A 26,797-nucleotide genomic window follows, 5' to 3' on the forward strand; every position below is an offset into this window, starting at 1 on the left:
GGGCGAAGCCTGTTCCGGCAACCAAGGCGCGCCCGATCGGAGGGCCTAAGCGCCGGCGAAACCTTCAATAATGATCAGATCGGCGATCGAATGCGGCTGCCGCACCTTGATGTTGGCCTGGTATTCCGGCGAGTTGTAACAGGCCAGCGCGGTCTCGTAGTCCGGGAATTCGATCACGACATTGCGGGAACGGCTCTGGCCCTCGACCGCGGTGAACTTGCCGCCGCGAACCACGAACTTGCCGCCGAATTTCTGGAAGATGGCCGGGTTGGCCGCCATGTACGGCTTGTAGCCTTCCTCGTTGTGCACGTCGACGCGTCCGATCCAGTAGCCCTTCGCCATCTCTGTTCTCCCTTGTTCAAAGCGTTTTCAAGCGAAGTGGATACTGGTTCGCGTGAAGAAAACGCGTCAAAATCAGACTCTTTTGTTTGAGCATGATCTTTTCGGAAAACCGCTTCACACTTTTCCGGATCATGCTCTATCCGAGCGCTTGCGCGATCTCGGCTTGAATGGCCTCGGCGGCGGCCTTCGGATCATCAGCTTCGACCACGGGACGCCCAACCACCAGATAGTCGGCGCCGGCAGCGATTGCACGGGCCGGCGTCATGATGCGCTTCTGGTCGCCGGTGGCGGATCCCGCCGGGCGGATGCCCGGCGTCACCAGGTTCATCTCGTGGCCGACGATCTTGCGGATTGCGGCGGCCTCCTCGGGCGAGCTGACGATGCCGTCGACGCCGATCGCTTGCGCCTGCCTGGCGCGGGCTTCGACCAGATCGGGGACCTTGAGGCCATAGCCCGCTGCCTGGAGGTCGTTGTCATCGTAGGAGGTCAGCACCGTGACTGCGAGGATCTTCAGCGAGGTGCCTGCGCGCGCCTCGACCGCGGCTTTCATGGTCTGCGGATAGGCGTGCACGGTGAGGAAGGTGGCGCCGAGCGCAGCAACGCTTTCGACGCCGCGCGCGACCGTGTTGCCGATGTCGTGCAGCTTGAGATCAAGGAAGACCTTCTTGCCGCGGCCTGCCAGCTGCTTCGCCAGCGGCAGGCCGCCGGCATAGCCAAGCTGATAGCCGATCTTGTAGAAGCTGACGCTGTCGCCGAGCCGGTCGATCATCGCTTCCGCCGCCGCCACGGAAGGCAGATCGAGCGCCACAATCAACCGGTCTCTCGGAGCGATCTGGGCAGGCTGCATGTCACCTCACATCATGCGTTCGGAATGGTCGATCAGCTGCCGCACCAGCGCCTGCATCGCATCGATGTCGGCCTGATGTTTCAGTCGATCCATATCGTCATAGGCCTGATCGGCAAATGACAGTGCGAGCTGGTTCGGGATCACGGTCGCGCGGCACGCGGTCAGGATCAAGCGCAGCGCCGCCAGCGCGCGCGTTCCGCCGAGCCGATTGCCGGATGCCGCCGCGATCGCAAACGCGCGATCATGGAACACTTGGCCGCGGCTCTCGTGCGGGTCCTGCACCCGGCTCACCCAGTCGACGGTGTTCTTCACCAGCGCCGGGATCGAGGAATTATATTCCGGCGTCACGATCAGCACGCCGTGATGGGCGCCGATCATTCGCTTCAGATTGACGGCATGCTGCGGCACGCCGGATTTGGCCTGCAGGTCGCCGTCGTAGATCGGCAGCGGAAAATCGGCGAGCGAAATGCGGGTGACGTCGGCGCCACGCTGCGCCAGCGCCTCGGCCAGCACGGCCGCCAGCTTCGCATTGAGCGAGCCGGTTCGGAGCGATCCCGGGATGACGAGGATTTTCAGCGCGGACATTCAGGACATCGCGGTTGGGACCCGCCCAGCGCGATGACGCAAGGCGCGTTTCAGCCCTTGCGATACACCCAGACCCGGGCCGGCGGAAGGTTCATCCAGATCCGCTCGGAGGCTTCTGTGGACACCCCCGGCAGCGACTTCGGGATCGGCGGCACCACCGAATAGGTGAACTGCACGAACGGCGCGCCGGGCGCGAGCGCCAGGAAGGCATCGCGGACCAGCTTTAAGCGCGTCAGCATCGGCTTGGTGACCAGCGGCAGGCCGGAGACCACGGCAGAGGCGGGAGACTTCAGGACCTCCCACAGCGTGTCGCGCAGCCGATAGGCGTCGCCCTGCACCACCTTGGCCTGCGGATAGCGCTCGCGCAGCAGCGCGCAGAAGCCGGGATTGTATTCGACCAGGACGAGCCGCTTCTGATCGACGCCGTGCTCGATCAGGGCGTTGGTGATCGCCCCGGTCCCGGGCCCAAGTTCGATGACCGGCCCTTCCGCTTCAGCGTCGACATACTGCGCCATGGTGCGAGCAAGCAGCCGCCCCGACGGCATCACCGCGCCCATGTGCAGCGGCTTCTCCATCCAAGAACGGAGAAAGCGAACCTCATCGTCGAGACGGAGGGGCTTCTTCGACGCACGCACGGACGATTGCAAGGGCATGTCGCTACCAGGCGGGACCGCACAATCGAGCGGTTGTCAGAAAACGGTCATAAAGACGTATAGGCCGAAACCGCTACGGTCAAGTATGCCGACAACTACTGGGCGGTGCGGTTACCGAAGAAGTCCTTGACCTTAGAGAAGAAACCCGCGGCCTCCGGCTGGGTTGCACCGGACGACAGCTTTTCGAACTCCATCAGCAATTCTTGCTGCTTCTTGGTCAGATTTTGCGGCGTTTCGACCACGACCTGGACGTACATGTCGCCGGTCTGGCGCGAGCGCAGCACCGGCATGCCCTTTGATGCGATGCGGAATCGCCGGCCGGACTGGGTGCCGGACGGCACCTTCACCTTGGTCTTGCCCTTGTCGATGGTCGGCACCTCGAACTCGCCGCCGAGCGCGGCTGATACCATCGAGATCGGCACGCGGCAGTGCAGGTCGGCGCCGTCGCGCTGGAAGAACTGGTGCGTGGTCAGCGACAGGAAGATGTAGAGGTCGCCCGGCGGTCCGCCGCGGACGCCGGCCTCGCCTTCGCCGGCAAGACGAATGCGGGTGCCGTCCTCGACACCCGGCGGAATATTGACCGACAGCGTGCGGTCGCGCGTCACGCGGCCAGAACCGGCGCAGGAGGTGCAGGCGTCCTCGATCATCTGGCCGCGGCCCTGGCAGCCGTGGCAGGTGCGCTCCAGCGTGAAGAAGCCCTGGGCCTGCCGGATGCGGCCGGCGCCGCCGCAATGCGAGCAGGTCTTCGGCTTGGTGCCGGCCTTGGCGCCGGTGCCCGAACAGGATTCGCAGGTGACCGAGACCGGGATCTCGATCTGCGCGGTCTTGCCCTGGAAGGCTTCCTCGAGCGTGATCTCCATGTTGTAGCGCAGATCGGCGCCGCGCTCGCGGCCGCCGCCGCGGCGCTGCCCGGCCATGCCGAACAGGTCTTCGAAAATATCGGAGAAGGAGGAGGCAAAGCCGGCGCCGAAGCCGGGGCCGCCACCGCCCATGCCCTGCTCGAACGCTGCATGGCCGAAGCGGTCATAGGCGGCGCGCTTGTCGCCGTCCTTCAGGACCTCATAGGCCTCGTTGATTTCCTTGAACCGGACTTCGCTCGAGGCATCGCCCGGATTCTTGTCCGGGTGCCACTTCATGGCGAGCTTGCGGAAAGCCGCTTTCAGCTTGGTCTCGTCCGCATTTCGATCGACCTCGAGGGTCTCGTAATAGCAGCGCTTGGTGGACATCCCTCAATTCCGTCCGAAGTTCGTCGCCATTGCGATAGGGATCGCGCCAATCAGGAAAATGCAGCGATCGCCTTAACGAAAAATGACCCCCACTCCTCCGAGACGCCTGGCGTGCTCTTTGGCGTGAGGGTCATCATCTCAGCCCGCCTGTTAAGCAGACTTCTTGTTGTTCTTGTCGTCGTCGACCTCGGTGAACTCCGCGTCGACGACGTCATCCTTGGCAGCGTCCTTGGCCGCGTCGGCCTCGGCCTGCTGCTTGTACATGGCCTCGCCGAGCTTCATCGAAGCCTGCGCCAAGGTGTTGGTCTTGGCCTTGATCGTCTCGGCGTCGTCGCCCTTCAGCGCTTCCTTGAGGTCGCTGACGGCGTCTTCAATGGCACGACGGTCGGTGTCGGCGATCTTCGAACCGTGCTCGGCCAGGGCCTTCTCGGTCGAATGGACCAGGCCGTCGGCATGGTTCTTGGCGTCCACCGCCTCGCGGCGCTTCTTGTCCTCGGCCGCATTGGCCTCAGCGTCCTTGACCATCTTCTCGATGTCGGCCTCGGACAGACCGCCGGATGCCTGGATCCGGATCTGCTGTTCCTTGCCGGTCGCCTTGTCCTTGGCCGAGACGTTGACGATGCCGTTGGCGTCGATGTCGAAGGTCACCTCGATCTGCGGCATGCCGCGCGGAGCCGGCGGAATGCCCATCAGGTCGAACTGGCCCAGCATCTTGTTGTCGGCCGCCATTTCACGCTCGCCCTGGAAGACGCGGATGGTGACGGCGTTCTGGTTGTCCTCGGCGGTCGAGAACACCTGGCTCTTCTTGGTCGGGATCGTGGTGTTACGGTCGATGATGCGGGTGAACACGCCGCCCAGCGTCTCGATGCCCAGCGACAGCGGGGTCACGTCGAGCAGCAGCACGTCCTTGACGTCGCCCTGCAGCACGCCGGCCTGGATCGCAGCACCAATCGCGACGACCTCGTCCGGGTTGACGCCCTTGTGCGGCTCCTTGCCGAAGAACTGCTTCACCACTTCCTGGATCTTCGGCATGCGGGTCATGCCGCCGACCAGCACCACTTCGCCGATCTCGCCGGCGGTGAGGCCGGCATCCTTCAGCGCCTTGCGGCACGGCTCGATGGTCTTCTCGACGAGGTCGGCCACCAGCGCCTCGAACTTGGCGCGGGTCAGCTTCATCGTCAGATGCTTCGGACCGGTCTGGTCCGCCGTGATGAACGGCAGGTTGATCTCGGTCTGCGTGGTCGACGACAGCTCGATCTTGGCCTTCTCCGCAGCTTCCTTCAGGCGCTGCAGCGCGAGCTTGTCGTTGCGCAGGTTGATGCCCTGCTCCTTCTGGAACTCGTCGGCCAGATAACCGACCAGGCGCATATCGAAGTCTTCACCGCCGAGGAAGGTGTCGCCGTTGGTCGACTTCACCTCGAACACGCCATCGCCGATCTCGAGGATCGAGATATCGAAGGTGCCGCCGCCGAGGTCGTACACCGCAATCGTGCCGGACTTGGTCTTGTCGAGACCATAGGCGAGCGCGGCCGCGGTCGGCTCGTTGATGATGCGCAGCACTTCGAGGCCGGCGATCTTGCCGGCGTCCTTGGTGGCCTGACGCTGGGCGTCGTTGAAATAAGCGGGAACCGTGATGACGGCCTGATCGACCTTCTGGCCGAGATGCGCCTCAGCGGTCTCCTTCATCTTCTGCAGGATGAAGGCCGAGACCTGCGAGGGCGAATAGGTCTTGCCGTCGGCTTCGACCCAGGCGTCGCCGTTCGATGCCTTGACGATCTTGTAGGGAACGAGCTTCTTGTCCTTCTCGACCATCGGGTCGTCATAGCGGCGGCCGATCAGGCGCTTCACCGCAAAGAACGTTCGCTCGGGATTGGTCACCGCCTGGCGCTTGGCCGGCTGGCCGACGAGGCGCTCGCCATCGTCTGTGAAGGCAACGATCGACGGCGTCGTCCGCATGCCCTCGGCATTCTCGATCACCTTGGCATTTTTGCCATCCATTACGGCGACGCACGAATTCGTGGTGCCGAGGTCGATCCCAATGACCTTACCCATGGTTTTCATATCCTCTTTGCTACGGCAGGTTGGTTGGGCCCTGACGGCGCTCCGTACCGAACCCCCAGACGTTCACATACTCGCGATATTGCGACGGTGAGCCTGATATAGGAGAGAGGGTCCCGCCCGCAAGGACTGGACGCAACGTTGAGGCCTGAAAAGACTGACGTTTGAAAGATTGTGTCAGCCCGGGCGCGGCGCCGGTTCAAGCTGCCAACATGTTAATAAATCGGCAATGCTGCGGGTGTGATCGACCACCGCGAGGCGTCCCCGCTGTTGAGTGAACGCTCACAAACGAGCCTGCGCTCGCCGGCCGAACACCGCATTCGGGCGCGATATTTGGCCGCTGGCGCGCGCGGCGGGCGTGTGATCCGCTTCCCCGGAAATGGCCGGAAACACTGGAAACGGCGGCCTATCCGGGGGAAAACCCGATGAATCCGGCCGGTGCGGCAGGAACGAAGCTCGGTCCAACCCTGTTGCAGGGCCATCAAAACCGCTAAAAGCGGGCCGACTGAATGAGGCCCACCAGCCCTGCATCGGGCCGTCGAGCGGCCTCAAGCAAACCCGGTAGATCCCTCCCATGACGCCATTTCGAGTTCTCGCTGCGGTTGCCTTTCTGATTGCCGCCACCTGCGCTGCGTTCGCGGCGGACGTGGTGTTTCCGCCGGGCGCGCATGTCGGGATGAAGCCGCTGGTCGGCCTGGTCCGTGCGAAATCGTTCATCGGCTTCGAGACCGAGGATCAAGGCGTCAAGGTCCTGATCGCCGATCTGCCCGCCGACGCCTATGCCGAGGTGGTCGGCGCCTTCAAGGCCAATCCCGGCGGCACCGGCAACATCAAGCCGGAGAGCCTCGAGACCCCCGCCGGCCTCGCCTATTACACTGTGGAGAGCGCGCGCGACGGCGCCACCAATGTGCGGCGCTATTCCATGATCCTGCCGGGCCCGACCTTCTCCGGCTATGTCGCGATGCAGGTGCCGGAGAACGCCGGCAAGATCTACACCGACGAGGCCGTGCGGCAGATGTTCGCCACCGCGGCGATCCGCACCGAGGTGCCGGTCGACGAGCAGCTCGGCATGATGCCGTTCAAGGTCACGCAGCTCAGCGACTTCAAGACGGTCCGCATGCTGGCGCCGGGCGCGGCGCTGCTCTTGGCCGACGGCGACGAGAAGAGCCTCGAGGGCAAGCCGTTCATGCTGCTCGGCCTCGTCGGCTCGGCCCCGGCCACCCCCGATGACCGCGGCCGCTTCGCCCAGCAGATCGCCACCACGATCCCCGGCGTGCGCGACGGACGTATCACGATGTCCGAGCCGATCCGGATCGACGGCTTGCCCGGCTACGAGACCCGGATCGACGCCACCAGCGGCAAGGACAACACGCCGGTGACCATCGTGCAGTGGCTGCGGTTCGGCGGGCAGACGTCGATGCGCATCATCGGCAGCTCGCCGCGCACCGATTGGGAGAAGGCGTTCCCGCGCTTCCGCGCCGTGCGCGACGGCATCCAGCCGCGCGGCTGACGAGAGCGCTTTCTAGCGAAGTGGGTGCCGGTTCGCGTGAAGAAAACGCGTCAAAACAAGAATCTAGAGCTCCGTTCCGATTCCGTCGGAACGGAGCTCTAGCGTTTCGCAAAGCCCGCCGCAAAATCGCACTTTCGCAGCTCCGCGAACGGAACTAGCCTTCTCGCAAGTCTCATGCAGAGCGAGGAGGGCGCGATGTTGGATCGACGGCGGGTGGTTGCAGGCATCGGTGCGGCGGCGCTTGCGAGCCTGGTTCCGGGGCGGCTGCGGGCGGCAGCGATCAAGCCGGACGATGCCTCGGCGCTGCTGGTGATCGATGTCCAGAACTGCTTCCTGCCCGGCGGCAGCCTCGCCGTGAAGGATGGCGAGCAGGTGGTGCCGATCATCAACAGGATCGCCAAGAGCTTTGCCAATGTGGTGATCACGCAGGACTGGCACACGCCCGGGCACATCTCCTTTGCCTCGGTCCATTCCGGCAAGAAGCCGTTCGAGACCATCGACCTCGCCTATGGCAAGCAGGTGCTGTGGCCCGACCATTGTGTGCAGGGCACCGACGGCGCCGCGCTGTCGAAGGATCTCGCAATCCCGCAGGCCGAGCTGATCATCCGCAAGGGATTTCACAAGGACGTCGACAGCTACTCCGCCTTCACCGAGGCCGACGGCAAGACCACCACGGGCCTTGCCGCCTACCTCAAGGCGCGCAAGGTCAAGCGCGTCTTCGTGGCCGGTCTCGCCACCGATTTCTGCGTGGCCTGGACCGCGCTCGATGCCCGCAAGGCCGGCTTCGAGACCTCGGTGGTGGAGGACGCCTGCCGCGGCATCGACACCCAGGGCTCGCTCGCCAAGGCCTGGGCCGACATGGCCAAGGCCGGGGTCAAGCGCATCCAGTCGTCGGATATTGCCTAGGGCGCGCTGCGCATGGCCGAATCCGCGGCACCGTTCGCATTCGAGTTCGTGCAGCGCGGGCCGTCGCCGCAACTGGCCGGCACGATCATCGCCATGACCGGCTATCGCGAGACGGCGGGCGGCCGGTTCGCCCAGCGCCAGACCGCGCCGCTGATCGTTCCGCTGATCATCAGCTTCGGCACGCCGTTCCTGATCGCGCTCGGACGCGAGCCCGAGGCATCGGACCGTCAGCTCAGCTTCGCCGCCGGACTTTATCCGGGACCGGTCTATATCGAGTCCGACGGCGGGGCCGCCTGTGTGCAGGTGGATTTCACCCCGCTCGGCGCCTATCGCGTGTTCGGCGGTGCCGTCACCGAACTCGCCGGGCGCATGGTCGCGATCGACGACGTGCTCGGCCATGACGGCCATCGCCTGCGCGAGCGGCTTGGCGCCGCACCATCGTGGCAGCGCCGCTTCGACCTGATCGAGGACTTCGTGCTGCGCCGCATCGGCCGCCCGCCCTCGCCCGAGATCGTGTTCGCCTACCGTAGGCTGGCGCGTTCCGGCGGCGCCGCCCGCATCACGGCGCTGGCCGGCGAGATCGGCTGGAGCCGCAAGCACCTCGTCGACCGGTTCCGGTCCGAGCTCGGCCTGCCGCCCAAGGCGCTGGCGCGCCTGATGCGCTTTCACCGGGCGAGCCGGCTGGCGCAGAGCGGTGCAGCTGGCGGATGGGCAGGAATCGCGGCCGAAACCGGCTATGCCGACCAGGCCCACCTCGCCCGCGAATTCGTCGAATTTGCCGGGGAACCGCCGACCGCCTGGGCGCGCCGCTTGGCGCTGACCGACAGCCGGCTGGTGCGCTTCGAGGATGAACCGGCGGACTGGTAACAAACCTTCAAGCCGATGCCGCGTTGGCCTGCGCATAGTGGCGACATCAGGCGATCAGCAACGAGGCCCAACGACCATGACCAACGAAATCGAACCACCGCGCATCTACCCGACGCTCCGCTGCAGCGATGCCGAGGCGATGATCGACTGGCTCAAGACCGTGCTCGGCTTCACCGAACACGTCGTCTATCGCGATGGCGGCGTGATCCACCATGCCGAGCTCGCCTTTGGCTCGTCGATGTTGATGCTGGGCCAGAGCCGCGACGACGCCTACGGCAAGCTGGTCGGCGACCTCGATGGCCGCCGCACCGATTCGATCTATATCGCCGTCACCGATCCCGATGCGCTGCATGCCAAGGTCAAGGCCGCGGGCGCGAAGATCGAGATGGAGCTGCGCAACACCGACTACGGCAGCCGCGATTTCGCCTGCCGCGATCCGGAAGGAAATCTCTGGAGCTTCGGCACCTATTGGCCGAAGGCGCACGAGAAGCCGCTGGCCTAACGCCAGCGGCACACGCGAACGATCAGGCGGTGAAGTCGGTGGCCGGGGCGGCCTTGGCGCCGCCCTTGGAGACGCCGACCAGCGCCGGGCGCAGCACGCGCTCGCCGATCATGTAGCCGGCCTGCATCACCTGCACCACGGTGCCCGACGGCACCGACGCATCGGGCACTTCGAACATCGCCTGCTGGAAATTCGGATCGAATTTTTCGCCGATCGGATCGAACTTCTTGACGCCGTTTTTCTCCAGCGCGTTGAGCAGCGAGCGCTCGGTCAGCTCGACGCCTTCGATCAGCGCCTTCAGCCCGGGATCGGCGGCTTCCTTGGCCTCGGCCGGCACCGCGTCGAGCGCGCGCTGCAGATTGTCGGCGATCTCGAGCACATCGCGGGCGAAGCCGGTGATGCCGTAGGTCTTGGCGTCGGCGACCTCGCGGCGGGTGCGCTGCCGGAGGTTCTCCATCTCGGCCAGCGTGCGCAGCGTCCGGTCGCGCGCCTCGGCCAGTTCCTTGGCCAGCGCCTCCGCCGATCCCACCTCGGGCTCGTCAGGCATGACGTAGGGCTTCGAGACCACGGGCTCACCCGTCGGCGCCGAATTCTCGGTGTTGTCGTTGGCCCGGTTCGGATCGGTCATGGCGTGCCTTCTCGAAAACTCGCGTCGGTTCAAATCTTGGGGATTGTTGGCCGGGTATCGTGCTTTGAGCGATGAAAATCAAGCGTTAGATGGGTTTGGAACGCGGCTCGCCCCGGCATGGTTTCCACCTCCCATGGAGGAACCGGGTCAAATTGAGCGAAGTTCGATCCGATCAGCCGCCCAAAATCTTGCTGACGACCCGCGCGGCGTAGTCGACGGTCGGGATCACCCTGGCGTAGTTCAGCCGGGTCGGACCGATCACACCGAGCACGCCGACGATCCGGCCGTGGGCATCGCTGTAGGGCGCGATGATGGTCGAGGAACCCGACAGCGAGAACAGCTTGTTCTCCGATCCGATGAAGATCCGCACCCCCTCGCCGCGTTCGGCGCGGCCGAGCAGATCGATCACGCCGCGCTTGGTCTCTAGGTCGTCGAACAGCGACTTGATGCGCTCGAGATCGTCGAGCGCGTGCAGATCCTCCAGCAGATTGGCGTGGCCGCGCACGATCAGCTGGCGATCCTCGCTCTCGCCGCCGGACCAGCTCGCGATCCCCGCCGCGATGACCTTTTGCGTCAGCTGGTCGAGCTCGGCGCGGCTCTGCGTCAGCGCCGTCTCGAGCTCGAGGCGGACCTCGGCCAAGGTCCGGCCGCGGAGCCGCGTATTGAGGAAATTGGTCGCCTCCGTCAGCGCCGAGGAGGGAACCCCCGGCGGCAGCGCCAGCACGCGATTTTCGACGCTGCCGTCCTCGCCGACCAGCACCACCAGCGCCTTCTCCGGCTCCAGCCGCACGAATTCGATATGCTTCAGCCGCGCATTCGCCTTGGGCGTCAGCACCACCGCCGCGGCGCGGGTCAGCCCCGACAGCCGGGTCAGCGCCTCGCCAAGCGCGGCCTCGACGGTTTGCGCGCGGCCGACGGAGGCAAGCTGGGTCTGGATCGACTGACGCTCGTCCTCGGTGAGGTCGCCGACCTGCATCAGGGCGTCGACGAAGAAGCGCAGGCCGAGCTCGGTCGGCAGCCGGCCGGCCGAGGTGTGCGGCGCGTAGATCAGCCCGAGCTGTTCGAGGTCCGACATCACATTGCGGACCGAAGCCGGCGATAGCGGTAACGCGATCAGGCGCGAGATGTTGCGCGAGCCGACCGGTTCGCCGGTCGCAAGGTAGCTTTCGACGATTTGACGAAAAATATCGCGCGAGCGCTCGTTGAGCTGGGCCAGCCCTGCGTAGGGCGTGATCAGGCCAATCGGATCGTGCTGAGCCACACTCCACTCCTTGGTAGCTCCCCTAATTTGTCGATCCGGGGGGCCGGTGACAAGCAGCATTCGGCCCCCGGATCGCCCCCAAATCCCTGGCCGAAAACCCTTGCCGCTGCCCGTTCCCCCTCCTACAAGCACCGCCAGCCATCTCACGGATTTTCGGAGGATTTCCAATGCGGCCAAGCCGCCGTGCGCCCGATGAACTGCGTCCCGTCACACTGGAACGCGGCGTCGTCAAATATGCCGAGGGTTCCTGCATGGTGAAGTTCGGCGACACCCATGTGCTGGTGACCGCCACGCTCGAGGAGCGCCTGCCGCCATGGCTGAAGGGCCAGGGCCGCGGCTGGGTCACCGCCGAATACGGCATGCTGCCGCGCGCCACGCTGGAACGCACCCGCCGCGAGGCCTCCGCCGGCAAGCAGGGCGGCCGCACCGTCGAGATCCAGCGCCTGATCGGCCGCTCGCTGCGCGCCGCCGTCGATCTCGACGCGCTCGGCGAACGCCAGATCACGGTCGACTGCGACGTGATCCAGGCCGATGGCGGCACCCGCACCGCCTCGATCACCGGTGCCTGGGTGGCGCTGGCCGACTGCATCAACTGGATGAAGACCCGCAACATGATCAAGACCAACGTGTTGCGCGACAACGTGGCGGCGATCTCCTGCGGCATCTACCAGGGAACGCCAGTGCTCGATCTCGATTATGCCGAGGATTCGGAAGCGGAGACCGACGCCAATTTCGTCATGACCGGCGACGGCCGCATCATCGAGGTGCAGGGCACCGCGGAAAAGACCCCGTTTACGCAGGACGAATTTCTGGCGCTGATGGCGCTGGCGCGCAAAGGTGTCGCGCGTCTGGTCGACTTGCAAAAGATCGCGGTGGCGTAGACAGATTGGTCATGCACCGCCGAATCACCGGTAAGCTCGTCATCGCCACCCATAATCCCGGCAAGCTTGCCGAGATGCGGGAACTGCTGGCGCCGCACGGCGTGGAGGCGGTGCCGGCCGGCGAGCTTGGTCTCGGCGAGCCCGAGGAGACCGGCGACAGCTTTCGCGCCAATGCGGCGATCAAGGCGATTGCCGCGGCGAAGGCGACCGGATTGCCGGCCTTTGCCGACGATTCCGGCCTCGTGGTCGATGCGCTCGGCGGCGCGCCCGGCATTCACTCCGCGCGCTGGGCCGGCGAGGGCAAGGACTTCATGGCGGCGATGACGCGGATCGAGCGCCTGCTGCAGGAGCGCGGCGCCACCACGCCGGACAAGCGCAAGGCACATTTCGTCTCGGCGCTGTGCGTGGCCTGGCCGGACGATCATCTCGAAGAGGTCGAGGCCATCGTCGATGGAACCCTGGTCTGGCCGCCGCGCGGTACCGCCGGCTTCGGTTATGATCCGGCCTTCCTGCCCGACGGGCACACGCGTACCTTCGGCGAGATGAGCAGCATCGAGAAGCACGGCCTGCCGCCGCTCGGGCTCGGCCTGTCGCATCGCGCCCGCGCCTTCGTGAAGCTCGCGGAGATCTGCCTTGAGCCACGCTGAACGACCAGCTTTTGGCGTCTACGTGCACTGGCCGTTCTGCCTGTCGAAATGCCCGTATTGCGATTTCAACAGCCACGTCCGGCATGCGCCGATCGACGAGGACCGCTTCGTGCGCGCCTTCACCCGCGAGATCGAGACCACGGCCGCGCGCGTGCCGGGACGTGAAGTGTCGTCGATCTTCCTCGGCGGCGGCACGCCCTCGCTGATGCAGCCGAAGACCGTCGGCGCGGTGCTCGATGCGATCGGCAAATACTGGTCGGTCGCGCCAGACGTCGAGGTCACGCTCGAGGCCAATCCGACCAGCGTCGAGGCGACGCGGTTTCGCGGCTATCGCATTGCCGGCGTCAACCGCGTCTCGCTCGGCGTGCAGGCGCTGGACGATGCCTCGCTGAAAGCGCTCGGCCGCCTGCACACCGCGCGCGAGGCGCTCGATGCGGTGGCGATCGCGCGCTCTGCGTTCGATCGTTATTCGTTCGACCTGATCTACGCCCGCCCCGACCAGACGCCGCAAATGTGGGCTGGCGAATTGAAGCAGGCGATCGCGGAAGCCGCCGAGCATCTGTCGCTCTATCAGCTCACGATCGAGGAAGGCACGCCGTTCTTCGGGCTGCACGCCGCCGGCAAACTGAGGACGCCGGACGAGGCGACCTCACGCGCCCTCTACGACGTGACGCAGGAGGTCTGCGCCCTTGAGGGATTGCCGGCCTACGAGATCTCCAATCACGCCCGCCTAGGTGCCGAGTGCCGGCACAATCTGGTCTACTGGCGCGGCGATGAATATGCCGGCATCGGCCCCGGCGCCCATGGCCGGCTGGACATCGACGGCGTCAGGCACGCGACCGCCACCGACAAGCGTCCCGAGGCATGGCTATCGAAGGTCGAGGAACGCGGTCACGGCGTCATGACCGACGACAGCCTCAACAGCGAAGAACGCGCCGACGAATTCCTGCTGATGGGACTGCGGCTCGTCGAGGGCATCGACCCCAGCCGTTACGCAAAACTGTCCGGCCGCGAGCTCGATCCGCGCCGGATCGCCATGCTGCGCGAGGAAGGCGCGATCGACGTCGACGCCGATGGACGCCTGCGGGTGACGAAGTCGGGCTTCCCGGTGCTCGACGCTGTGGTCGCGGACCTCGCGGCGTAACCGTTGAGTAGCCAATCGGCAGGGATTTCGCTCCCTGCCCGCAGGGTTGTGGTATCGGTTCCCTCGCCTGTTCCGATTGCCCGTCGAGTTAACGATCATGAACGCGCCACCGATCCATGATCCCGAGCTTGACCGCCGCGTCAAAGCCGCCGGCGCAAGCAAGACCGTCTATGCGCTGGTCACGCCGGAGACCGAGGCGGCCAAGCAAATCATCCTCGGCAACGCGCTCGACAGGCCGGATGCCGCGCGGCGGCATCATCTCGAGCAGTTTCGCGACGCCTGGACCGGCAAGCAGTTCGCCGCCCACGAGGCCTTCATCGAACGCTGGATGGCGTGGGCAGCACCGGTGACTGCGATCGACAGGAGCGGCTTTCCCTGGCGCTATCCGACCGCCGGCGGCAGCGAGGCGCTGTTTCATGTGATCGCCGCCTACGGCAATCGCGCGCGCAGTGAGAAATTCGATCCCGAGGTCCACGTCTTCGCCGGCGAGTATGAGGGCTACAAGGCCTACGCCGAGGCCTGCGGGATCGCCGTGGTCGAGCATGCCCGCGCCGACTGGCAGGCGGCCGGCCGCAGCCTTCCGGCCACCGCGCTGTTCTGCCTGAGCCAGCCGTCTGCGATCGACGGCAATGTGTGGCCGCAGGCCAATGACTTGCTTGCCCTTCTCGCCGCGGCAAGCGATCAGCCCCGCGTGCTGCTCGACGTCACCTATGTCGGCTCGATTGCCGAGCCGCCCGCCGCGCGCATCGCGGCCGACAGTCCGGCGGTGCTGGCGCTCGCCTTCAGCCTGTCAAAACCGTTCGGCGTCTATTACGACCGCATCGGCGGCGTGCTGAGCCGCAAGGCGATGCCGACCTTGTTCGGCAATCAATGGTTCAAGAACCTGACCTCGCTGCAGCTCGGCAGCGCGCTGCTCGAACGCCACGATGTGTTCGACCTGCCGCGGCGCTACCGGCCCATCCAGCGTGAGGCCGCGGCGCAGATCGGCCGCCGCCTCGGCCTTGCCTTGACGCCGAGCGACGTCAGCGTGCTGGCGCTTGCGGTAGCGGACGCGACGACCGATCGCGCGCTTGCCGCATTCCTGCGCCGGCCGGCCGGCGACATCGATGCACCATTGCGGCTGTGCCTGACGCCGGCGATGGCCGAGATGATCGGGACCGCTGGACCGATCGCAGTGCCGGGAGGCGCGCGTTGAGGAACCCGATCATCCTGACCAGCCCGCAGGACGTTCACCGTCACGTCTTCGAGCTCTGGCGCAGTGCGCCGCTGCGCGCCTCGCACGCCGATGGCGGCTTCATTCACGACATCGTCGAGCAGTTCGCCAGCCTGCCGCGGCTGTTCTGCGACTCGACCGACGACCGGCTCGAACGCGCGCATTTTTGCTCGTGGTGGGGCGTCACGATGAACCGGACCTACGACAATCCGGCGATCGAGGACCTCTACCGCCTGCACGAGATGTTCCACGCGGCCTTCATGCCGTATTTCCCCGGCATCGGCTTCGACGCCTTCCATCGCAAGATGGAGGACAACGAGCTGAAGGCCAGCGTCTGTTCGGAAATCCGCGTCTATTTCGAGCTGCCGCAGTTGCGCGAGATCGCCTTCCCGCATCCGATCTATGCCGACCGCTTCCTGACCGACCCTGCGATGCAGACGCTGTGGCGCAAGAACAAGCCGGTCGCGATCGAGACGTTGCAGGAAGCTCGGCGCGACGTGATGTTCTCGAAGCCCGAGCACGAGATGGACCTGACCGAGCGCTGGATCCGGCGCTTCGCGCTGCAGAACCGTCAGTGGTCGACCTGCTGGTACGACCGCTATCTCGAAATCGAGAGCCACATGTTCGATTTCCAGATCCGCGCGCTGCAGGGCGATCGCTCCAGCGCGATCAAGGCGCATGCGGAATGGATCGAGACGCACGCCGCTGAAGATCCCGACGACCACATTCCCTATCGCCAGGAGGCGGCGCTGTTCGCCAACATCTACTGGAGCAACCGGCGCCGCTACGAGGCCGAATTCGCTGCCGCGACAAAGACCGGTTAGAGCATGATCCGGAAAAGTGTGAAGCGGTTTTCCGAAAAGATCATGCTCAAACAAAGAGCTAAAGCGCGATGACGATTCAACCTAATCTCATCGCGCTTTAGGCGCCAAAACTCTTCGGCGAGCCGGCGACCGGCGTGGCGCCGCCGGACGCCACCTTCATCACCGCAAGGCCGCGCTCGTTGGTGCCGTCGGAGCGGAAACGGAACAGGCCGTCGATGCCGGCAAAGCCGGACGGATTGGTCAGCGTTTCCGGCGCGAAGCGCTGCGCGCCCTGGGTGCGGGCAAGCGCCGCCATCAGCGCCACGGCGTCATAGGCAAGGGTTGCGGTGCGCACCGGCTCGCCGCCGAATTTGGCGCGGTAGCGGCCGGCGAAGTTGCGGAAGCCGGCGGGATCCGGCGCGGCATAGAGGCCGCCCTGCAGCACCGGGCTCGCGGCCACCCGCGGATTGTCCCACAAGCCGGTGCCGAGCATCTGGATGTTGCGCAGATTGGCGCCGGCCGCGGTCAGCGCATCGGCGGTCGCGACGACCGAATCGCCGTCATCGGCGATCAACAGCGCATCGGCCTGGCCGAGCGCCTGCGCCACGGACCGCGCCGGCGTCGCACGGTCCGCGCCGTATTTCTCGAAGGCGACGATGCGGCCGTTCTTGCGGCCGACCGCCTGCTTGAACGCGGCCTCGACCACGTTGCCGTAGGCGTTGTCGGGCACCATCGCCGCAAACGAGCGTTTTCCGATCCCTGCGGAATAGTCGACGATGCGGTTGATGTCGGATTCCGGCAGGAAGCTGAGCAGATAGACGCCGCGCCCGGCCACGCTGGAATCGGTCGAAAACGCGATCAGCGAAACGCCGCGCGTCCGCGTCAGTTGCGCGGCGGCCGGCACCGAGCCGGCGAACAGCGGCCCCAGAATGATCTCGGCGCCTTCGGACAGCGCCTGCTGGGTGCCCTGCGACGCGCCCTGGGCGCTGCCGCCATCGTCCTTGATCAGGAGCTGGATGTTGGGGTTCTGAAACTCCGCCAGCGCCATTTCGGCCGCGTTCCGCATCGACTGCGCGGCGACGCCGGCATTGCCGGCGGCCGACAGCGGCAGGATCAGTCCGACCTTGACCTGTCCGGTGCCGACCGCCTGCGGTTGCTGCGGCGGGCCGGCCGGGCCGGCCTCCGGTCCGGAAAACGGGCTGGTGAATTGGCTCAGGCTCTGCTGCACGCCGGAACAGGCCGACAGCAGCGGCGCGCCCACGATGAGGCCAAGCGCGGTCCGCCGGGTCGCGCCCGACGGCGGGGACTTGCGGTGATGCGGGCCTTCCATCGTCTCTCTTCTCTTGGCCGACCTTGATCGGCCAGGACTCCATTCCGGCCTGATCAGGCGGGTGGATTCAGGCATATTGTCGGCGAATAGTTAACCAAAACAAAAGGATTATGGCCCTGCGGCGCCGCCGCCGAGGCCTCCGTTTCCTCCCAGCCGGCCAGCCAGCTTTCCACCGCCATCCGTCCCGATGTGGCGCAAGCGCTGCCATCGCTCTAGATTGGCATTATGCGCGCAAAAGCCAGTTCCCTCCATAGTTCGAACGCCACGGCGGGCGCTGTGGACAGAACCTTTTCGATCGCTGGTCAGGTGCTTCCAGCGCCCAGGGCCGCGGCGGGGCTCCATCTGGTCGCGACCCCGATCGGCAATCTGGCTGATATCACCCTGCGCGCGCTGGAAACGCTGGCCGGTGTCGACGTCATCGCCTGCGAGGACACCAGGATCACCCGCCGCCTGACCGAGCGTTACGCGATCAGCGCCGAGCTCGCGCCCTATCATGAGCACAATGCCGCGCAGGCGCGGCCAAAGATCCTGGAGCGGCTGGCGCAGGGCGCCTCGATCGCGCTGGTTTCCGATGCCGGCACGCCGCTGATCTCCGATCCCGGCTTCAAGCTGGTGCGCGAGGTCTGCGCCGCCGGACACACGGTGATCGCGGTGCCCGGAGCCTCGTCGGTGCTGACCGCGCTGTCGGTTGCGGCGCTGCCGACCGACCGGTTCTTCTTCGAGGGATTCTTGCCGGCCAAGGAGCACGCGCGCCGCGCGCGGCTCGGCGAGCTGGCCCGGATCGATGCGACGCTGGTGATGTTCGAATCGGGCAATCGCGTGCAGGACAGCTTGCGCGATCTCGCCGCGGCCATGGACGGCCGCGATGCCGCGATCTGCCGCGAGCTGACCAAGCTGCATGAGGAGATCACGCGCGGACCGGTCGCCGAGCTTGCCGCAGCCGCCGATGCGCTGGAAACGCGCGGCGAGTTCGTGCTGGTGATCGGCCCGCCGCCTGACGATGCCACCGTGATGGACCAGGACGCGCTCGACGATCTGCTCCGTGCGCAGCTCGCGCGCGGCAGCGTCAAGGACGCGGTGGCGCATGCGGTCGAACTGTCGGGGCGGCCGCGCCGCGAGGTCTATGCGCGGGCCCTCGAGCTTGCCAAAGATACCGGGGACAGCGATGGCGAAGACTGACAGCGCCTCGCCCGAATGCGTCGCCGCCTTCCGCACCGGCCTGTCGGCCGAAAGCCGCGCCGCCGCGCTTTTGATCGCAAAAGGCTATCGCATCCTGGCCAAGCGCTTCCGCACCCCCTATGGCGAGATCGACCTGGTGGCGCGCCGGCGCAACCTGATCGTCTTCGTCGAGGTCAAGGCGCGCCCCAGCCTCGACGACGCCGCCTATGCGGTGACGCCGCGCCAGCAGCAGCGCATCATCAATGCCGCCCAGGCCTGGCTGATGGCGCATCCCGAACATGCCGAATTTGACCTCAGATTCGATGCCGTGCTGATTGCGCCGCGAAGCCTGCCGCGCCATCTGTTAGCGGCATTCGACGCAAGCGCCTAAGGCATGATCCGGAAAAGTGGGAACCGGTTTTCCGAAAATGATCATGCTCAAACAAGCCCTCCAGACCCGCGGACACGCCCCATGAAATTGAAAGTCGCCGTCCAGATGGACCCCATCGCGCGCATCAACATCCGCGGCGATTCCACCTTCGCGCTGCTGCTGGAGGCGCAGAAGCGCGGCCACGGCATTTCCTATTACACGCCGGACAAGCTGTCGCTGCGCGGCGAGGAGCTGGTGGCGCCGGTGCAGCCGCTCACCGTGCGCGACGAGGTCGGCAACCACTTCACGCTCGGCGAAGCCAAGCGCGAGGCGCTCAACGGCTACGACGTCGTGCTGCTGCGCCAGGACCCGCCGTTCGACCTCGCCTACATCACCTCGACGCATTTCCTGGGGCGCATCCATCCGAAGACGCTGGTGGTCAACGATCCAGCCAGCGTGCGCAACGCGCCGGAAAAACTGTTCGTGATGAACTTTCCGCAGCTGATGCCGCCGACCCTGATCTCGCGCGAGCTCGACGAGATCAACGCCTTCCGCGACCAGCACGGCGCCGTCGTCATGAAACCGCTGCACGGCCATGGCGGCGCCGCGGTGTTTCGCGTGATGCCGCAGGACATGAATTTTGGCTCGCTGTTCGACATGTTCTCGGTGACCTTCAAGGAGCCCTGGGTGATCCAGCGCTTCCTCCCCGAGGTGAAGCATGGCGACAAGCGCATCATCCTGGTCGACGGTGAATTCGCCGGTGCGGTCAACCGCGTGCCGGCTGCAGACGATCTGCGCTCCAACATGGTGCGCGGCGGCGCGGCCGCGGCGACCGAGCTCTCGGACCGCGAGCGCGAAATCTGCGCCACCGTCGGGCCTGCGCTCCGCGAGCGCGGCCTGATGTTCGTCGGCCTCGACGTGATCGACGGCAACCTCACCGAGATCAACGTGACATCACCGACCGGCATCCGCGCCATCCAGCGGCTCAACGGCCCCGACGTCGCCGCGAAGATCTGGGATGCGATCGAGGCGAAGCGCGCCAAGCCCTGATCGCGCGCTCGCCGCGCGCGCAGACTTGCAACAAAAGCGACAAAACAACCCCATGCAAAGTAGCGTGCACCTGATTTAAGCAGCGTGCACGGTATCTCCTGCGAATCATTCGCACGAGATGACGGCTTCCAAGCTCGACCTTATGAGACCACTTGCCAGCTTGCGCGGGCGAGCGCAGCATCGCCTTGCCTGCATCAGGTCAAGCAGCGGGCCAGAGCGGGCAACAACGCGAACAATCTCAAAAAGACTATGGAGGAAGACGTATGACGCTCAATGTCTCACGACGATCCTTGCTCGCGCTCGGCGCCGGTCTCGGCGCCAGCACCTTGCTCGGCGGCACCGCGATGGCGCGCGCGCCGAAGCAGGGCACGCAGACGCCCTACTGGCACCGTTTCGTTCTGGGCGAGGCCGAAGTCACCGTGGTCTCCGACGGCCCGCTGCCGCTCGGCGATCCCTCCGGCACCTTCACCGGCGTGCCGAAGGAAGAAGTGAAGAAGATGCTGGCCGACAACTTCCTCAATCCGGACAATGTCGTGCTCGAGCAGAACTCGCCGATCGTCAACACCGGCGACAAGCTGATCCTGTTCGACACCGGCATGGGCACCTCGCAGGCGTTCGGCCCGACCACCGGCCGGCAGCAGAAGAGCATGATGGAAGCCGGCATCAAGCCCGGAGACATCGACGCGGTGGTGCTGTCGCACGCCCATATCGACCACATCGGCGGCATCGTCGACGCCAATGACAAACCGCTGTTCCCGAACGCGCAGTACTACATCACCCAGAGCGATTACGAGTTCTGGACCGACGAAGGCAAGATGGGCAGCCCGCTGAAGGATTTCATCGTGCATGCCCGCAAGAACCTGCTGCCGGTGAAGGACCGCCTGGTGTTCATCAAGGACGGCCAGGAATTCCTGCCCGGCGTGCAGGCGATCGCGGCGCCCGGCCATACCGTCGGCCATACCATCTTCATGGTGACCTCGGCCGGCAAATCTTTCGCCTTCCTCGGCGACCTCTCGCATCACGCGGTGCTCTTGCTCGAGCGTCCGCGGATGGAATTCTCCTACGACACCGATCCGAAGCAGGCGGCGGCGTCGCGGGTGAAGCTCTTGGAGATGCTGGCGGCGAACAAGATCGCGGTGATGTCCTATCACTTCGCCTGGCCGGGCTACGGCCACGTCGCCAAGGCCGGCGAGGGCTTTCACTACTATCCCGAGCCGATGCAGATGCTGCTCTGACGGCGGTCGTTCGGGGGCGGCGTACGTCGCCTCCGAATGTTCCTGTAATGTTCTTGCGCTTGGCAGGCACTGGTCAGTTCTAAAATGTGGCGTGGAAATTTTACTAGACCGGCTTGATGTAGGTGAACTGTCGGCCGCCGGCCGATTTTTTGACTTGGGAATCTCTCAAGACTCACCGATACTTAGAGGCAGGACGGGTGAAGGTACCCGCCCCTGTTATCCCCTCTTTCCACCATATTTAGTGTTTGATTCAGTAACTCGTACTAGTCCTTGACGGGCGGATGGGTGTGACCTTACGCTTCCAGAGGTGTTCGGCCCATGATTCCCCAAACTAAAACGCCCCGACCTTACGGACGGGGCGTCTAGATCGAAGTTAGGAGACGTAGCTCAGCTGGAGCCCTGACAAGCCTAGAGAGCACTGGATTCGTAATCCGGAGGTCGGTGGTTCGAGTCCACCCGTCTCCGCCAACTTCGGTAAGAAAGGCTCCATCGCAAGATGGGGCCTTTTTTATTCAAGCAAAGTCTGTCCGAGGAGTCGATAGTCTCACAAATTGCCCTCGCGAACAAGTATTTTTGTGCCATTATTCCGGGGAATAATCCGGAGTATGTGATGGCAAAAGGGTCGAATCCGCTCAAGACAGAGGAAGTGAGCCTCTCCCTAAATCCGCAGTCGGTTTGGTATTTGGATCGCTTGATCGAGACGGGACTCTACGGAAACACACGACCGCAAGCGGCGGCGATCGCGCTATTCGATCATTGCAAAATGCTAATCGCTCAGGGAACGCTGAGCATGGCGCCCCCCTTACCGGGAAGTGGCGCCGTCCAAGTTACCCGGCCTTAGCCTCAAAGGCTTCGATCGTTTCAACAAGGTCAAAGCAAGCTTTGCATATGTTCCTGTAATGTTCTTGCGCTGAGCGCCCCTTTCCGCTACCTTGGGTGGCGGAAGAATGGGGCAGCATGGTTCAGCGGGTTTCCACCGTCGCGTTCGAGGGGATCGAGGCCCGCGCGGTCGACGTGCAGGTGCAGGTCGCGCCCGGCCTGCCGGCGTTTGCGATCGTCGGCCTGCCCGACAAGGCGGTGTCGGAGGCGCGCGAGCGGGTGCGTTCGGCGCTGATCGCCTCCGGCCTCGCGCTGCCGGCCCGCCGTATCACCGTCAACCTCGCGCCCGCCGACCTGCCCAAGGAAGGCAGTCATTACGACCTGCCGATCGCGCTCGGCCTGATGGCGGCGATCGGGGCGATCCCGCCGGATGCCCTGGGCGGCTTCACCGTGCTCGGCGAGCTCGGGCTCGACGGCTCGATCGCGCCGGTCGCCGGCGTACTGCCGGCCGCGATCGGCGCCAATTCGCGCGACGAGGGGCTGATCTGCCCGGCAGCCTGCGGCTCGGAGGCGGCGTGGGCGAGCCCGGACATCCAGATCATCGCGGCGAACTCGCTGATCCAGATCGCCAACCACTTCAAGGGCACCCAGGTGCTGTCGCGCCCCCAGCCGAGGGTGCAAGAACAAAACGAAGCGCGCGAGGAAGCGCTTTTGGACCTGCGCGACATCAAGGGCCAGGAAAGCGCAAAGCGCGCGCTCGAGATCGCGGCGGCCGGCGGACATCATCTCTTGATGATCGGCTCGCCCGGCGCCGGCAAATCGATGCTGGCGGCGCGGCTGCCCTCGATCCTGCCGCCGCTGTCGCCGTCTGAACTGCTCGAAGTCTCGATGATCGCGTCCGTCGCCGGCGAGATCCGCGACGGCGCGCTGACCGCGCGGCGGCCGTTCCGCAGCCCGCATCATTCCGCCAGCATGGCGGCGCTGACCGGCGGCGGCACGCGGGCCAAGCCCGGCGAGATCTCGCTCGCGCATCAGGGCGTGCTGTTCCTCGACGAGTTGCCGGAGTTCGATCCGCGCGTGCTGGACTCGCTGCGTCAGCCGCTGGAGAACGGCGAGGTCGCGGTGAGTCGCGCCAACCACCGCGTCACCTATCCGGCGCGCTTCATGCTGGTCGCGGCGATGAATCCGTGCCGCTGCGGCCACGCCTATGAGCCCGGCTATTCCTGCAAGCGCGGCAGGCTCGACCGCTGCACCGCCGACTATCAGATGCGGATCTCCGGCCCGCTGATGGATCGCATCGATCTGCGGATCGAAGTGCCCGCGGTGACCGCCGCGGATCTGATCCTGCCGCCGCCGGCGGAAGGATCGGCCGAGGTCGCCGCCCGCGTCGCGGCGGCGCGCGACGTCCAGCTCGCGCGCTATGCCGCCGCCGGCCTGCCGCAGATCCGCACCAATGCGGAATGCCCGAGCGCGCTGCTCGAGACCATCGCGCAGCCGGATGCGCACGGGCAAAAGCTGCTGCGCGAGGCCGCCGACAACATGCGCCTCACCGCGCGCGGCTATCACCGCGTGCTGCGGGTGGCGCGCACGCTGGCCGATCTCGACGGCGCCGAAACGATCGGCCGGCTGCACCTTGCCGAGGCGCTGTCCTATCGTGCATTGGCCGACGATCTCAGGCGCGCGGCGTGATCCGTCCCGTTTTCGTGCGGATTCGCGTCGCGTCAACGCGACGGTAACCACTCTTATTTACGCTCCGCAAACCATAAGCGACCGCGATCGGCGGGACGCTTGGGTCGAGCGAGTGGTGTCATGTTGCGTTTCAAGGTTCTGGCCTCGGTGCTTCCCCTCGCCGCGGCCGCGGTGTTTGCCCGTGCCGAATTGCTGCCCGGTCCGCGGCCCTGCATCGAGGTCGGCGGCGCAGCGCTGCAGATCGCCTCTCACCCCTGGCTCGCGCACGCCCATGTCAGCTTCACCGACGATCCGCGCCGCTCCACGGTCCGCGTTCAGATCACCGACAGCGCCGAGCTCGCCGACTTCACCGTGATCGACGATGTCGACGACCGCGAGGCGATCGGCGATCGCGAAACCGGCGCCTGCGAGAGCAGCACCGTGCCGCAGTTGATTGCGATCTCCAGCGACCCGCGGCCGAACGACCCCGTGATCTACCTTTCGCAAGACGGCCCGTCCGACTATCGCGTGTTCGTGCAGTCGAAGACGTTTTCGGCACGCGACGCCGCGGCCCTGATCGTCAGCGCCCGCGGTGAACCTCGCCCCGTCGAGGAAGCGTCGCTGCCCTCCGAGGCGCCGGTCCACGTGCCTATGCTGGCGGCGTTAACCGCTCGCTAACCCTGTTCGCAGCGCCGCGCGAAACGCGCCTCTGTTTCAAGCACTTTGCAACGTGGCCGACGCATCGTCGTCGGCAACACTCGAGCATTCAGGGCCGCTGTTGATGGGGCGTTTTTTCCGGATCAAGTTGCGCCTGCGCCGCTTCCTGCGACGTCACCCGCGTCTCAGCTTGATCGTCCGTTCCCTGATGATCTTCTCGGCTGCGTTCGGCGGCGCCTTCGGCTTCATCTCGGGCGCGGTCGGCGAAAAGAGCGGCTACGACCCGAACTCGTTCGCGATCGGCGTCAGCTTTCTGTTTGCGCTGGCCTGCCTCTGGATCGTGACGCTCGGCATCCGCCTCCGCCTGTTGCGCGCCAAGCTGCGCACCATCGCCTTGCACAATGAAGCGATGGCCGACCGCAACTGGGAACTGCAGGAAGCCGAGCAGCGCGCCAGCAACCTGTTCGCGGCGCAGGGCGACCTGATCGTGCTGCGCGACCTCGAGGGACGCATCACCTACGCCAACGACGCCTATTGCGAGCTGGCGCAGGCCTCCCGCGACGCGCTGATCGGCAGCACCACGGCGCTGAAGATCATCGAGCAGGGCGACACCGCGCTCGAGGCCAGCGGCACCCGGGTCCACGACCAGAAGATCGAGGGTCCGCTCGGGCCGCGCTGGATCGCCTGGCGCGAGGGCCTGGTCCGCAACGACGCCGGCAGCCCGGCGGAGATGCAGAGCGTCGGCCGCGACGTCACCGACCGCACCGAGAGCGAGCGCGCGCTGGCCGAGGCGCGCGACCAGGCCGACGCCGCCAACCGCGCCAAGTCGCGTTTCCTGGCGATGGCCAGCCACGAGATCCGCACCCCGCTGAACGGCATCATCGGCATGAGCGGACTGTTGATGGACACCCAGCTGACGCCGGAGCAGACCACCTATGTCAAGGCGGTGAAGACCTCCGGCGACGCGCTGCTCGCCCTGATCGAGGAGCTGCTCGACTATTCCAAGATCGAGGCCGGCAAGATCGATCTCGAGCACCGCGCCTTCGCGCTGTCGGGCCTGATCGAGGACATCACCGAGCTGCTGGCGCCGCGCGCCCAGACCAAGGGCATCGAGATCGCCGCCTATGTCGACGAGCGGCTGCCGGCGCAGGTGATCGGCGACGCCGCGCGGCTGCGCCAGGTGCTGCTCAATCTCGCCGGCAACGCCATCAAGTTCACCACGATCGGCGGCGTCGCGCTGATCGTCGAGCCCGGCATCTGGCCGAACGAGATCAGCTTCCTGGTGCGCGACACCGGCATCGGCATTCCGCCGGAGGCCCAGCAGCGCATCTTCCGCGAGTTCGAGCAGGCCGACGACCGCATCGCCCGCAGCTATGGCGGCACCGGCCTCGGCCTGTCGATCAGCGACCGCATCGTCAAGCGGATGGGCGGCCGGATCGCGCTCGCCAGCACGCCGGGCGCAGGCTCGACCTTCGAGGTGTCGATCCCGCTGGCTGCCGCCGACACCGGCGAGGCCAACGGCTTCGCCGCGCCGGACCTCTCGGAGCAGTCGATCATGCTGGCCGCGCCGCAGAGCATCGAGGTCTCGCTGATCTCGCGGCGACTGCAGCGCTGGGGCGCGCAAACCTGCATCGTGTCGGATGCCGAGGTCGCCGCGGCGCTGCTGCCGGAGCGAACCTGGCACGCGGTGCTGATCGACCACGCGCTCGGCGCGGCCGCGATGGAGACGCTCGCCGGCGCCGCCCGCAACCACGCCATCCATCGCATCGTGATGTTCACGCCGGCGACGCGGCAGGACCTCTTGGCGTCGACCACGGCCAATTTCACCGGCTATCTGATCAAGCCGCTGCGCGCGTCCTCGCTCGCCGCGCGCCTGACCGCCGCACCCGAGATCGCGGCGCCAAGCCTGTCCATGTCGAGCCTCGCCATCGAAGCGCTCGGCGAAGCGGCGCCGACCGCGCCTGCGGCGACGCCGCCGGGCGCCGGGCTCTCGATCCTGGTGGCCGAAGACAACGAGATCAACGCGCTGTTGATGCGCTCGCTGCTCTCGAGGCTCGGCCACAACGTGGTCGTCACCACCGATGGCGAGCAGGCGATGGAATCCTGGCTGTCGGCGCGCTCCGCCGGCACGCCCTATGATCTCGTCCTGATGGACATCCAGATGCCGCGACTCGACGGCATCGAGACCACCAAGCAGATCCGCAGCCACGAGGCCGAGCAGCCCGGCCGCCGCACCCCCGTCCTGGCGCTGACCGCCAACACGCTGGTCGAGGACCGTTATGCCTGCTTCGAAGCCGGCATGGACGGTTTTCTGATCAAGCCGCTCGATCGCGAGAAGCTGGAGCAGGCGCTCGCCGGCCTCGCCGCGGCAAGGCACGTTGCGGCGTAAGGCGCCGCAAGTTCGCTGCCTCCTCACCCACAACCGTCATCGCCCGGC

25 protein-coding genes and 1 tRNA gene are annotated in these 26,797 nt (G+C 65.9%); 17 read left to right on the forward strand and 9 right to left on the reverse strand.

Annotated elements, in window-relative coordinates:
* Positions 1–45: 45 nt before the first annotated feature.
* From XH93_RS00745 to dnaK, 6 genes are all read right to left on the reverse strand, one after another.
* A complete protein-coding gene (locus XH93_RS00745) occupies positions 46–342 on the reverse strand; it encodes a DUF1330 domain-containing protein (RefSeq protein WP_139856937.1) in 297 nt (98 codons plus the stop codon).
* 136 nt (positions 343–478) lie between these two features.
* On the reverse strand, positions 479–1,189 hold the full coding sequence (gene pyrF / locus XH93_RS00750; RefSeq protein ID WP_194472010.1) for an orotidine-5'-phosphate decarboxylase: 711 nt from the start codon (positions 1,187–1,189) through the stop codon (positions 479–481).
* 6 nt (positions 1,190–1,195) lie between these two features.
* Entirely contained in the window at positions 1,196–1,774 is a 579-nt protein-coding gene (locus XH93_RS00755; RefSeq protein ID WP_194472011.1) for an NADPH-dependent FMN reductase, read from the reverse strand.
* Positions 1,775–1,824: 50 nt separating this feature from the next.
* A complete protein-coding gene (locus XH93_RS00760; protein ID WP_139856934.1) occupies positions 1,825–2,427 on the reverse strand; it encodes a class I SAM-dependent methyltransferase in 603 nt (200 codons plus the stop codon).
* Positions 2,428–2,522: 95 nt separating this feature from the next.
* Positions 2,523–3,653, reverse strand: coding sequence for a molecular chaperone DnaJ (dnaJ, locus tag XH93_RS00765; protein ID WP_139479619.1), 1,131 nt, complete (start codon positions 3,651–3,653; stop codon positions 2,523–2,525).
* A 150-nt stretch (positions 3,654–3,803) separates the two neighbouring features.
* Entirely contained in the window at positions 3,804–5,705 is a 1,902-nt protein-coding gene (dnaK, locus tag XH93_RS00770; protein WP_194472012.1) for a molecular chaperone DnaK, read from the reverse strand.
* 580 nt (positions 5,706–6,285) lie between these two features.
* Between dnaK and XH93_RS00775 the strand changes: the two genes are divergently transcribed.
* The 4 genes from XH93_RS00775 to XH93_RS00790 all read left to right on the forward strand — a co-directional run bounded on the left by XH93_RS00775 (position 6,286) and on the right by XH93_RS00790 (position 9,496).
* Positions 6,286–7,221 (forward strand): hypothetical protein, encoded by a 936-nt coding sequence (locus XH93_RS00775; protein WP_139479617.1) that lies wholly within the window; start codon positions 6,286–6,288, stop codon positions 7,219–7,221.
* Between the two features lie 195 nt (positions 7,222–7,416).
* Positions 7,417–8,127 (forward strand): bifunctional nicotinamidase/pyrazinamidase, encoded by a 711-nt coding sequence (gene pncA / locus XH93_RS00780; RefSeq protein WP_139860509.1) that lies wholly within the window; start codon positions 7,417–7,419, stop codon positions 8,125–8,127.
* 12 nt (positions 8,128–8,139) lie between these two features.
* Positions 8,140–8,994 (forward strand): helix-turn-helix domain-containing protein, encoded by an 855-nt coding sequence (locus XH93_RS00785; protein ID WP_194472013.1) that lies wholly within the window; start codon positions 8,140–8,142, stop codon positions 8,992–8,994.
* 76 nt (positions 8,995–9,070) lie between these two features.
* A complete protein-coding gene (locus XH93_RS00790; RefSeq protein ID WP_194472014.1) occupies positions 9,071–9,496 on the forward strand; it encodes a VOC family protein in 426 nt (141 codons plus the stop codon).
* Positions 9,497–9,518: 22 nt separating this feature from the next.
* Here XH93_RS00790 and grpE read toward each other — a convergent pair whose 3' ends face one another.
* Both grpE and hrcA read right to left on the reverse strand, forming a co-directional pair.
* On the reverse strand, positions 9,519–10,124 hold the full coding sequence (gene grpE / locus XH93_RS00795; RefSeq protein ID WP_139479613.1) for a nucleotide exchange factor GrpE: 606 nt from the start codon (positions 10,122–10,124) through the stop codon (positions 9,519–9,521).
* Between the two features lie 172 nt (positions 10,125–10,296).
* Positions 10,297–11,385: a heat-inducible transcriptional repressor HrcA gene (hrcA, locus tag XH93_RS00800; RefSeq protein WP_139860504.1), complete on the reverse strand. Its 1,089-nt coding sequence runs from the start codon at positions 11,383–11,385 to the stop codon at positions 10,297–10,299.
* A 167-nt stretch (positions 11,386–11,552) separates the two neighbouring features.
* Between hrcA and rph the strand changes: the two genes are divergently transcribed.
* The 5 genes from rph to XH93_RS00825 all read left to right on the forward strand — a co-directional run bounded on the left by rph (position 11,553) and on the right by XH93_RS00825 (position 16,094).
* The gene (gene rph / locus XH93_RS00805; RefSeq protein ID WP_194472015.1) at positions 11,553–12,266 is read left to right on the forward strand and encodes a ribonuclease PH; all 714 of its coding nucleotides are present in this window, start codon (positions 11,553–11,555) and stop codon (positions 12,264–12,266) included.
* Between the two features lie 11 nt (positions 12,267–12,277).
* Positions 12,278–12,913 carry an RdgB/HAM1 family non-canonical purine NTP pyrophosphatase gene (gene rdgB, locus XH93_RS00810; protein ID WP_194472016.1) on the forward strand — a complete coding sequence of 212 codons (636 nt, stop codon included), beginning with the start codon at positions 12,278–12,280 and terminating at the stop codon, positions 12,911–12,913.
* A complete protein-coding gene (gene hemW / locus XH93_RS00815) occupies positions 12,900–14,057 on the forward strand; it encodes a radical SAM family heme chaperone HemW (protein ID WP_194472017.1) in 1,158 nt (385 codons plus the stop codon). The genes rdgB and hemW overlap by 14 nt, the downstream gene beginning before the upstream one ends.
* 97 nt (positions 14,058–14,154) lie before the next feature.
* A complete protein-coding gene (locus XH93_RS00820) occupies positions 14,155–15,252 on the forward strand; it encodes an aminotransferase class I/II-fold pyridoxal phosphate-dependent enzyme (RefSeq protein ID WP_194472018.1) in 1,098 nt (365 codons plus the stop codon).
* On the forward strand, positions 15,249–16,094 hold the full coding sequence (locus XH93_RS00825; protein ID WP_194472019.1) for a hypothetical protein: 846 nt from the start codon (positions 15,249–15,251) through the stop codon (positions 16,092–16,094). The genes XH93_RS00820 and XH93_RS00825 overlap by 4 nt, the downstream gene beginning before the upstream one ends.
* Before the next feature lie 97 nt (positions 16,095–16,191).
* Here the strand turns inward: XH93_RS00825 and XH93_RS00830 are convergent, their stop codons facing one another.
* Entirely contained in the window at positions 16,192–17,403 is a 1,212-nt protein-coding gene (locus XH93_RS00830) for a penicillin-binding protein activator (protein ID WP_194472020.1), read from the reverse strand.
* Positions 17,404–17,628: 225 nt separating this feature from the next.
* Between XH93_RS00830 and rsmI the strand changes: the two genes are divergently transcribed.
* The 8 genes from rsmI (at position 17,629) to XH93_RS00870 (ending at position 26,749) form a co-directional block, all read left to right on the forward strand.
* Complete coding sequence (gene rsmI / locus XH93_RS00835; protein WP_194472021.1) at positions 17,629–18,582, forward strand: 16S rRNA (cytidine(1402)-2'-O)-methyltransferase; 954 nt, start codon at positions 17,629–17,631, stop codon at positions 18,580–18,582.
* The gene (locus XH93_RS00840; protein ID WP_194472022.1) at positions 18,569–18,952 is read left to right on the forward strand and encodes a YraN family protein; all 384 of its coding nucleotides are present in this window, start codon (positions 18,569–18,571) and stop codon (positions 18,950–18,952) included. The genes rsmI and XH93_RS00840 overlap by 14 nt, the downstream gene beginning before the upstream one ends.
* Before the next feature lie 81 nt (positions 18,953–19,033).
* The gene (gene gshB, locus XH93_RS00845; RefSeq protein WP_194472023.1) at positions 19,034–19,981 is read left to right on the forward strand and encodes a glutathione synthase; all 948 of its coding nucleotides are present in this window, start codon (positions 19,034–19,036) and stop codon (positions 19,979–19,981) included.
* A gap of 263 nt (positions 19,982–20,244) precedes the next feature.
* The gene (locus XH93_RS00850) at positions 20,245–21,216 is read left to right on the forward strand and encodes an MBL fold metallo-hydrolase (protein WP_194472024.1); all 972 of its coding nucleotides are present in this window, start codon (positions 20,245–20,247) and stop codon (positions 21,214–21,216) included.
* 376 nt (positions 21,217–21,592) lie between these two features.
* Positions 21,593–21,684, forward strand: a tRNA-Thr gene (locus tag XH93_RS00855).
* Positions 21,685–22,173: 489 nt separating this feature from the next.
* Positions 22,174–23,724 carry a YifB family Mg chelatase-like AAA ATPase gene (locus XH93_RS00860; protein WP_194472025.1) on the forward strand — a complete coding sequence of 517 codons (1,551 nt, stop codon included), beginning with the start codon at positions 22,174–22,176 and terminating at the stop codon, positions 23,722–23,724.
* A gap of 120 nt (positions 23,725–23,844) precedes the next feature.
* Positions 23,845–24,381 (forward strand): hypothetical protein, encoded by a 537-nt coding sequence (locus tag XH93_RS00865; protein ID WP_194472026.1) that lies wholly within the window; start codon positions 23,845–23,847, stop codon positions 24,379–24,381.
* 103 nt (positions 24,382–24,484) lie between these two features.
* The gene (locus tag XH93_RS00870; protein ID WP_194472027.1) at positions 24,485–26,749 is read left to right on the forward strand and encodes a PAS domain-containing hybrid sensor histidine kinase/response regulator; all 2,265 of its coding nucleotides are present in this window, start codon (positions 24,485–24,487) and stop codon (positions 26,747–26,749) included.
* Positions 26,750–26,797: the final 48 nt, after the last annotated feature.

Source organism: Bradyrhizobium sp. CCBAU 51753, from assembly GCF_015291565.1.
Taxonomy (GTDB): domain Bacteria; phylum Pseudomonadota; class Alphaproteobacteria; order Rhizobiales; family Xanthobacteraceae; genus Bradyrhizobium; species Bradyrhizobium ivorense.

Excerpts from the sequence above, each read along its gene's own strand:
- XH93_RS00785 (WP_194472013.1), top strand. The coding sequence starts at position 8,140 with ATGGCCGAATCCGCGGCACCGTTCGCATTCGAGTTCGTGCAGCGCGGG.
- XH93_RS00865 (WP_194472026.1), top strand. The coding sequence starts at position 23,845 with ATGTTGCGTTTCAAGGTTCTGGCCTCGGTGCTTCCCCTCGCCGCGGCC.
- XH93_RS00760 (WP_139856934.1), bottom strand. The coding sequence starts at position 2,427 with ATGCCCTTGCAATCGTCCGTGCGTGCGTCGAAGAAGCCCCTCCGTCTC.
- XH93_RS00775 (WP_139479617.1), top strand. The coding sequence starts at position 6,286 with ATGACGCCATTTCGAGTTCTCGCTGCGGTTGCCTTTCTGATTGCCGCC.
- pyrF (WP_194472010.1), bottom strand. The coding sequence starts at position 1,189 with ATGCAGCCTGCCCAGATCGCTCCGAGAGACCGGTTGATTGTGGCGCTC.
- XH93_RS00830 (WP_194472020.1), bottom strand. The coding sequence starts at position 17,403 with ATGGAAGGCCCGCATCACCGCAAGTCCCCGCCGTCGGGCGCGACCCGG.
- rsmI (WP_194472021.1), top strand. The coding sequence starts at position 17,629 with ATGCGCGCAAAAGCCAGTTCCCTCCATAGTTCGAACGCCACGGCGGGC.
- dnaK (WP_194472012.1), bottom strand. The coding sequence starts at position 5,705 with ATGGGTAAGGTCATTGGGATCGACCTCGGCACCACGAATTCGTGCGTC.
- XH93_RS00755 (WP_194472011.1), bottom strand. The coding sequence starts at position 1,774 with ATGTCCGCGCTGAAAATCCTCGTCATCCCGGGATCGCTCCGAACCGGC.
- XH93_RS00850 (WP_194472024.1), top strand. The coding sequence starts at position 20,245 with ATGACGCTCAATGTCTCACGACGATCCTTGCTCGCGCTCGGCGCCGGT.
- dnaJ (WP_139479619.1), bottom strand. The coding sequence starts at position 3,653 with ATGTCCACCAAGCGCTGCTATTACGAGACCCTCGAGGTCGATCGAAAT.
- rdgB (WP_194472016.1), top strand. The coding sequence starts at position 12,278 with ATGCACCGCCGAATCACCGGTAAGCTCGTCATCGCCACCCATAATCCC.
- XH93_RS00870 (WP_194472027.1), top strand. The coding sequence starts at position 24,485 with ATGGGGCGTTTTTTCCGGATCAAGTTGCGCCTGCGCCGCTTCCTGCGA.
- pncA (WP_139860509.1), top strand. The coding sequence starts at position 7,417 with ATGTTGGATCGACGGCGGGTGGTTGCAGGCATCGGTGCGGCGGCGCTT.
- XH93_RS00820 (WP_194472018.1), top strand. The coding sequence starts at position 14,155 with ATGAACGCGCCACCGATCCATGATCCCGAGCTTGACCGCCGCGTCAAA.
- XH93_RS00745 (WP_139856937.1), bottom strand. The coding sequence starts at position 342 with ATGGCGAAGGGCTACTGGATCGGACGCGTCGACGTGCACAACGAGGAA.
- XH93_RS00790 (WP_194472014.1), top strand. The coding sequence starts at position 9,071 with ATGACCAACGAAATCGAACCACCGCGCATCTACCCGACGCTCCGCTGC.
- rph (WP_194472015.1), top strand. The coding sequence starts at position 11,553 with ATGCGGCCAAGCCGCCGTGCGCCCGATGAACTGCGTCCCGTCACACTG.
- grpE (WP_139479613.1), bottom strand. The coding sequence starts at position 10,124 with ATGACCGATCCGAACCGGGCCAACGACAACACCGAGAATTCGGCGCCG.
- XH93_RS00860 (WP_194472025.1), top strand. The coding sequence starts at position 22,174 with ATGGTTCAGCGGGTTTCCACCGTCGCGTTCGAGGGGATCGAGGCCCGC.
- XH93_RS00840 (WP_194472022.1), top strand. The coding sequence starts at position 18,569 with ATGGCGAAGACTGACAGCGCCTCGCCCGAATGCGTCGCCGCCTTCCGC.
- gshB (WP_194472023.1), top strand. The coding sequence starts at position 19,034 with ATGAAATTGAAAGTCGCCGTCCAGATGGACCCCATCGCGCGCATCAAC.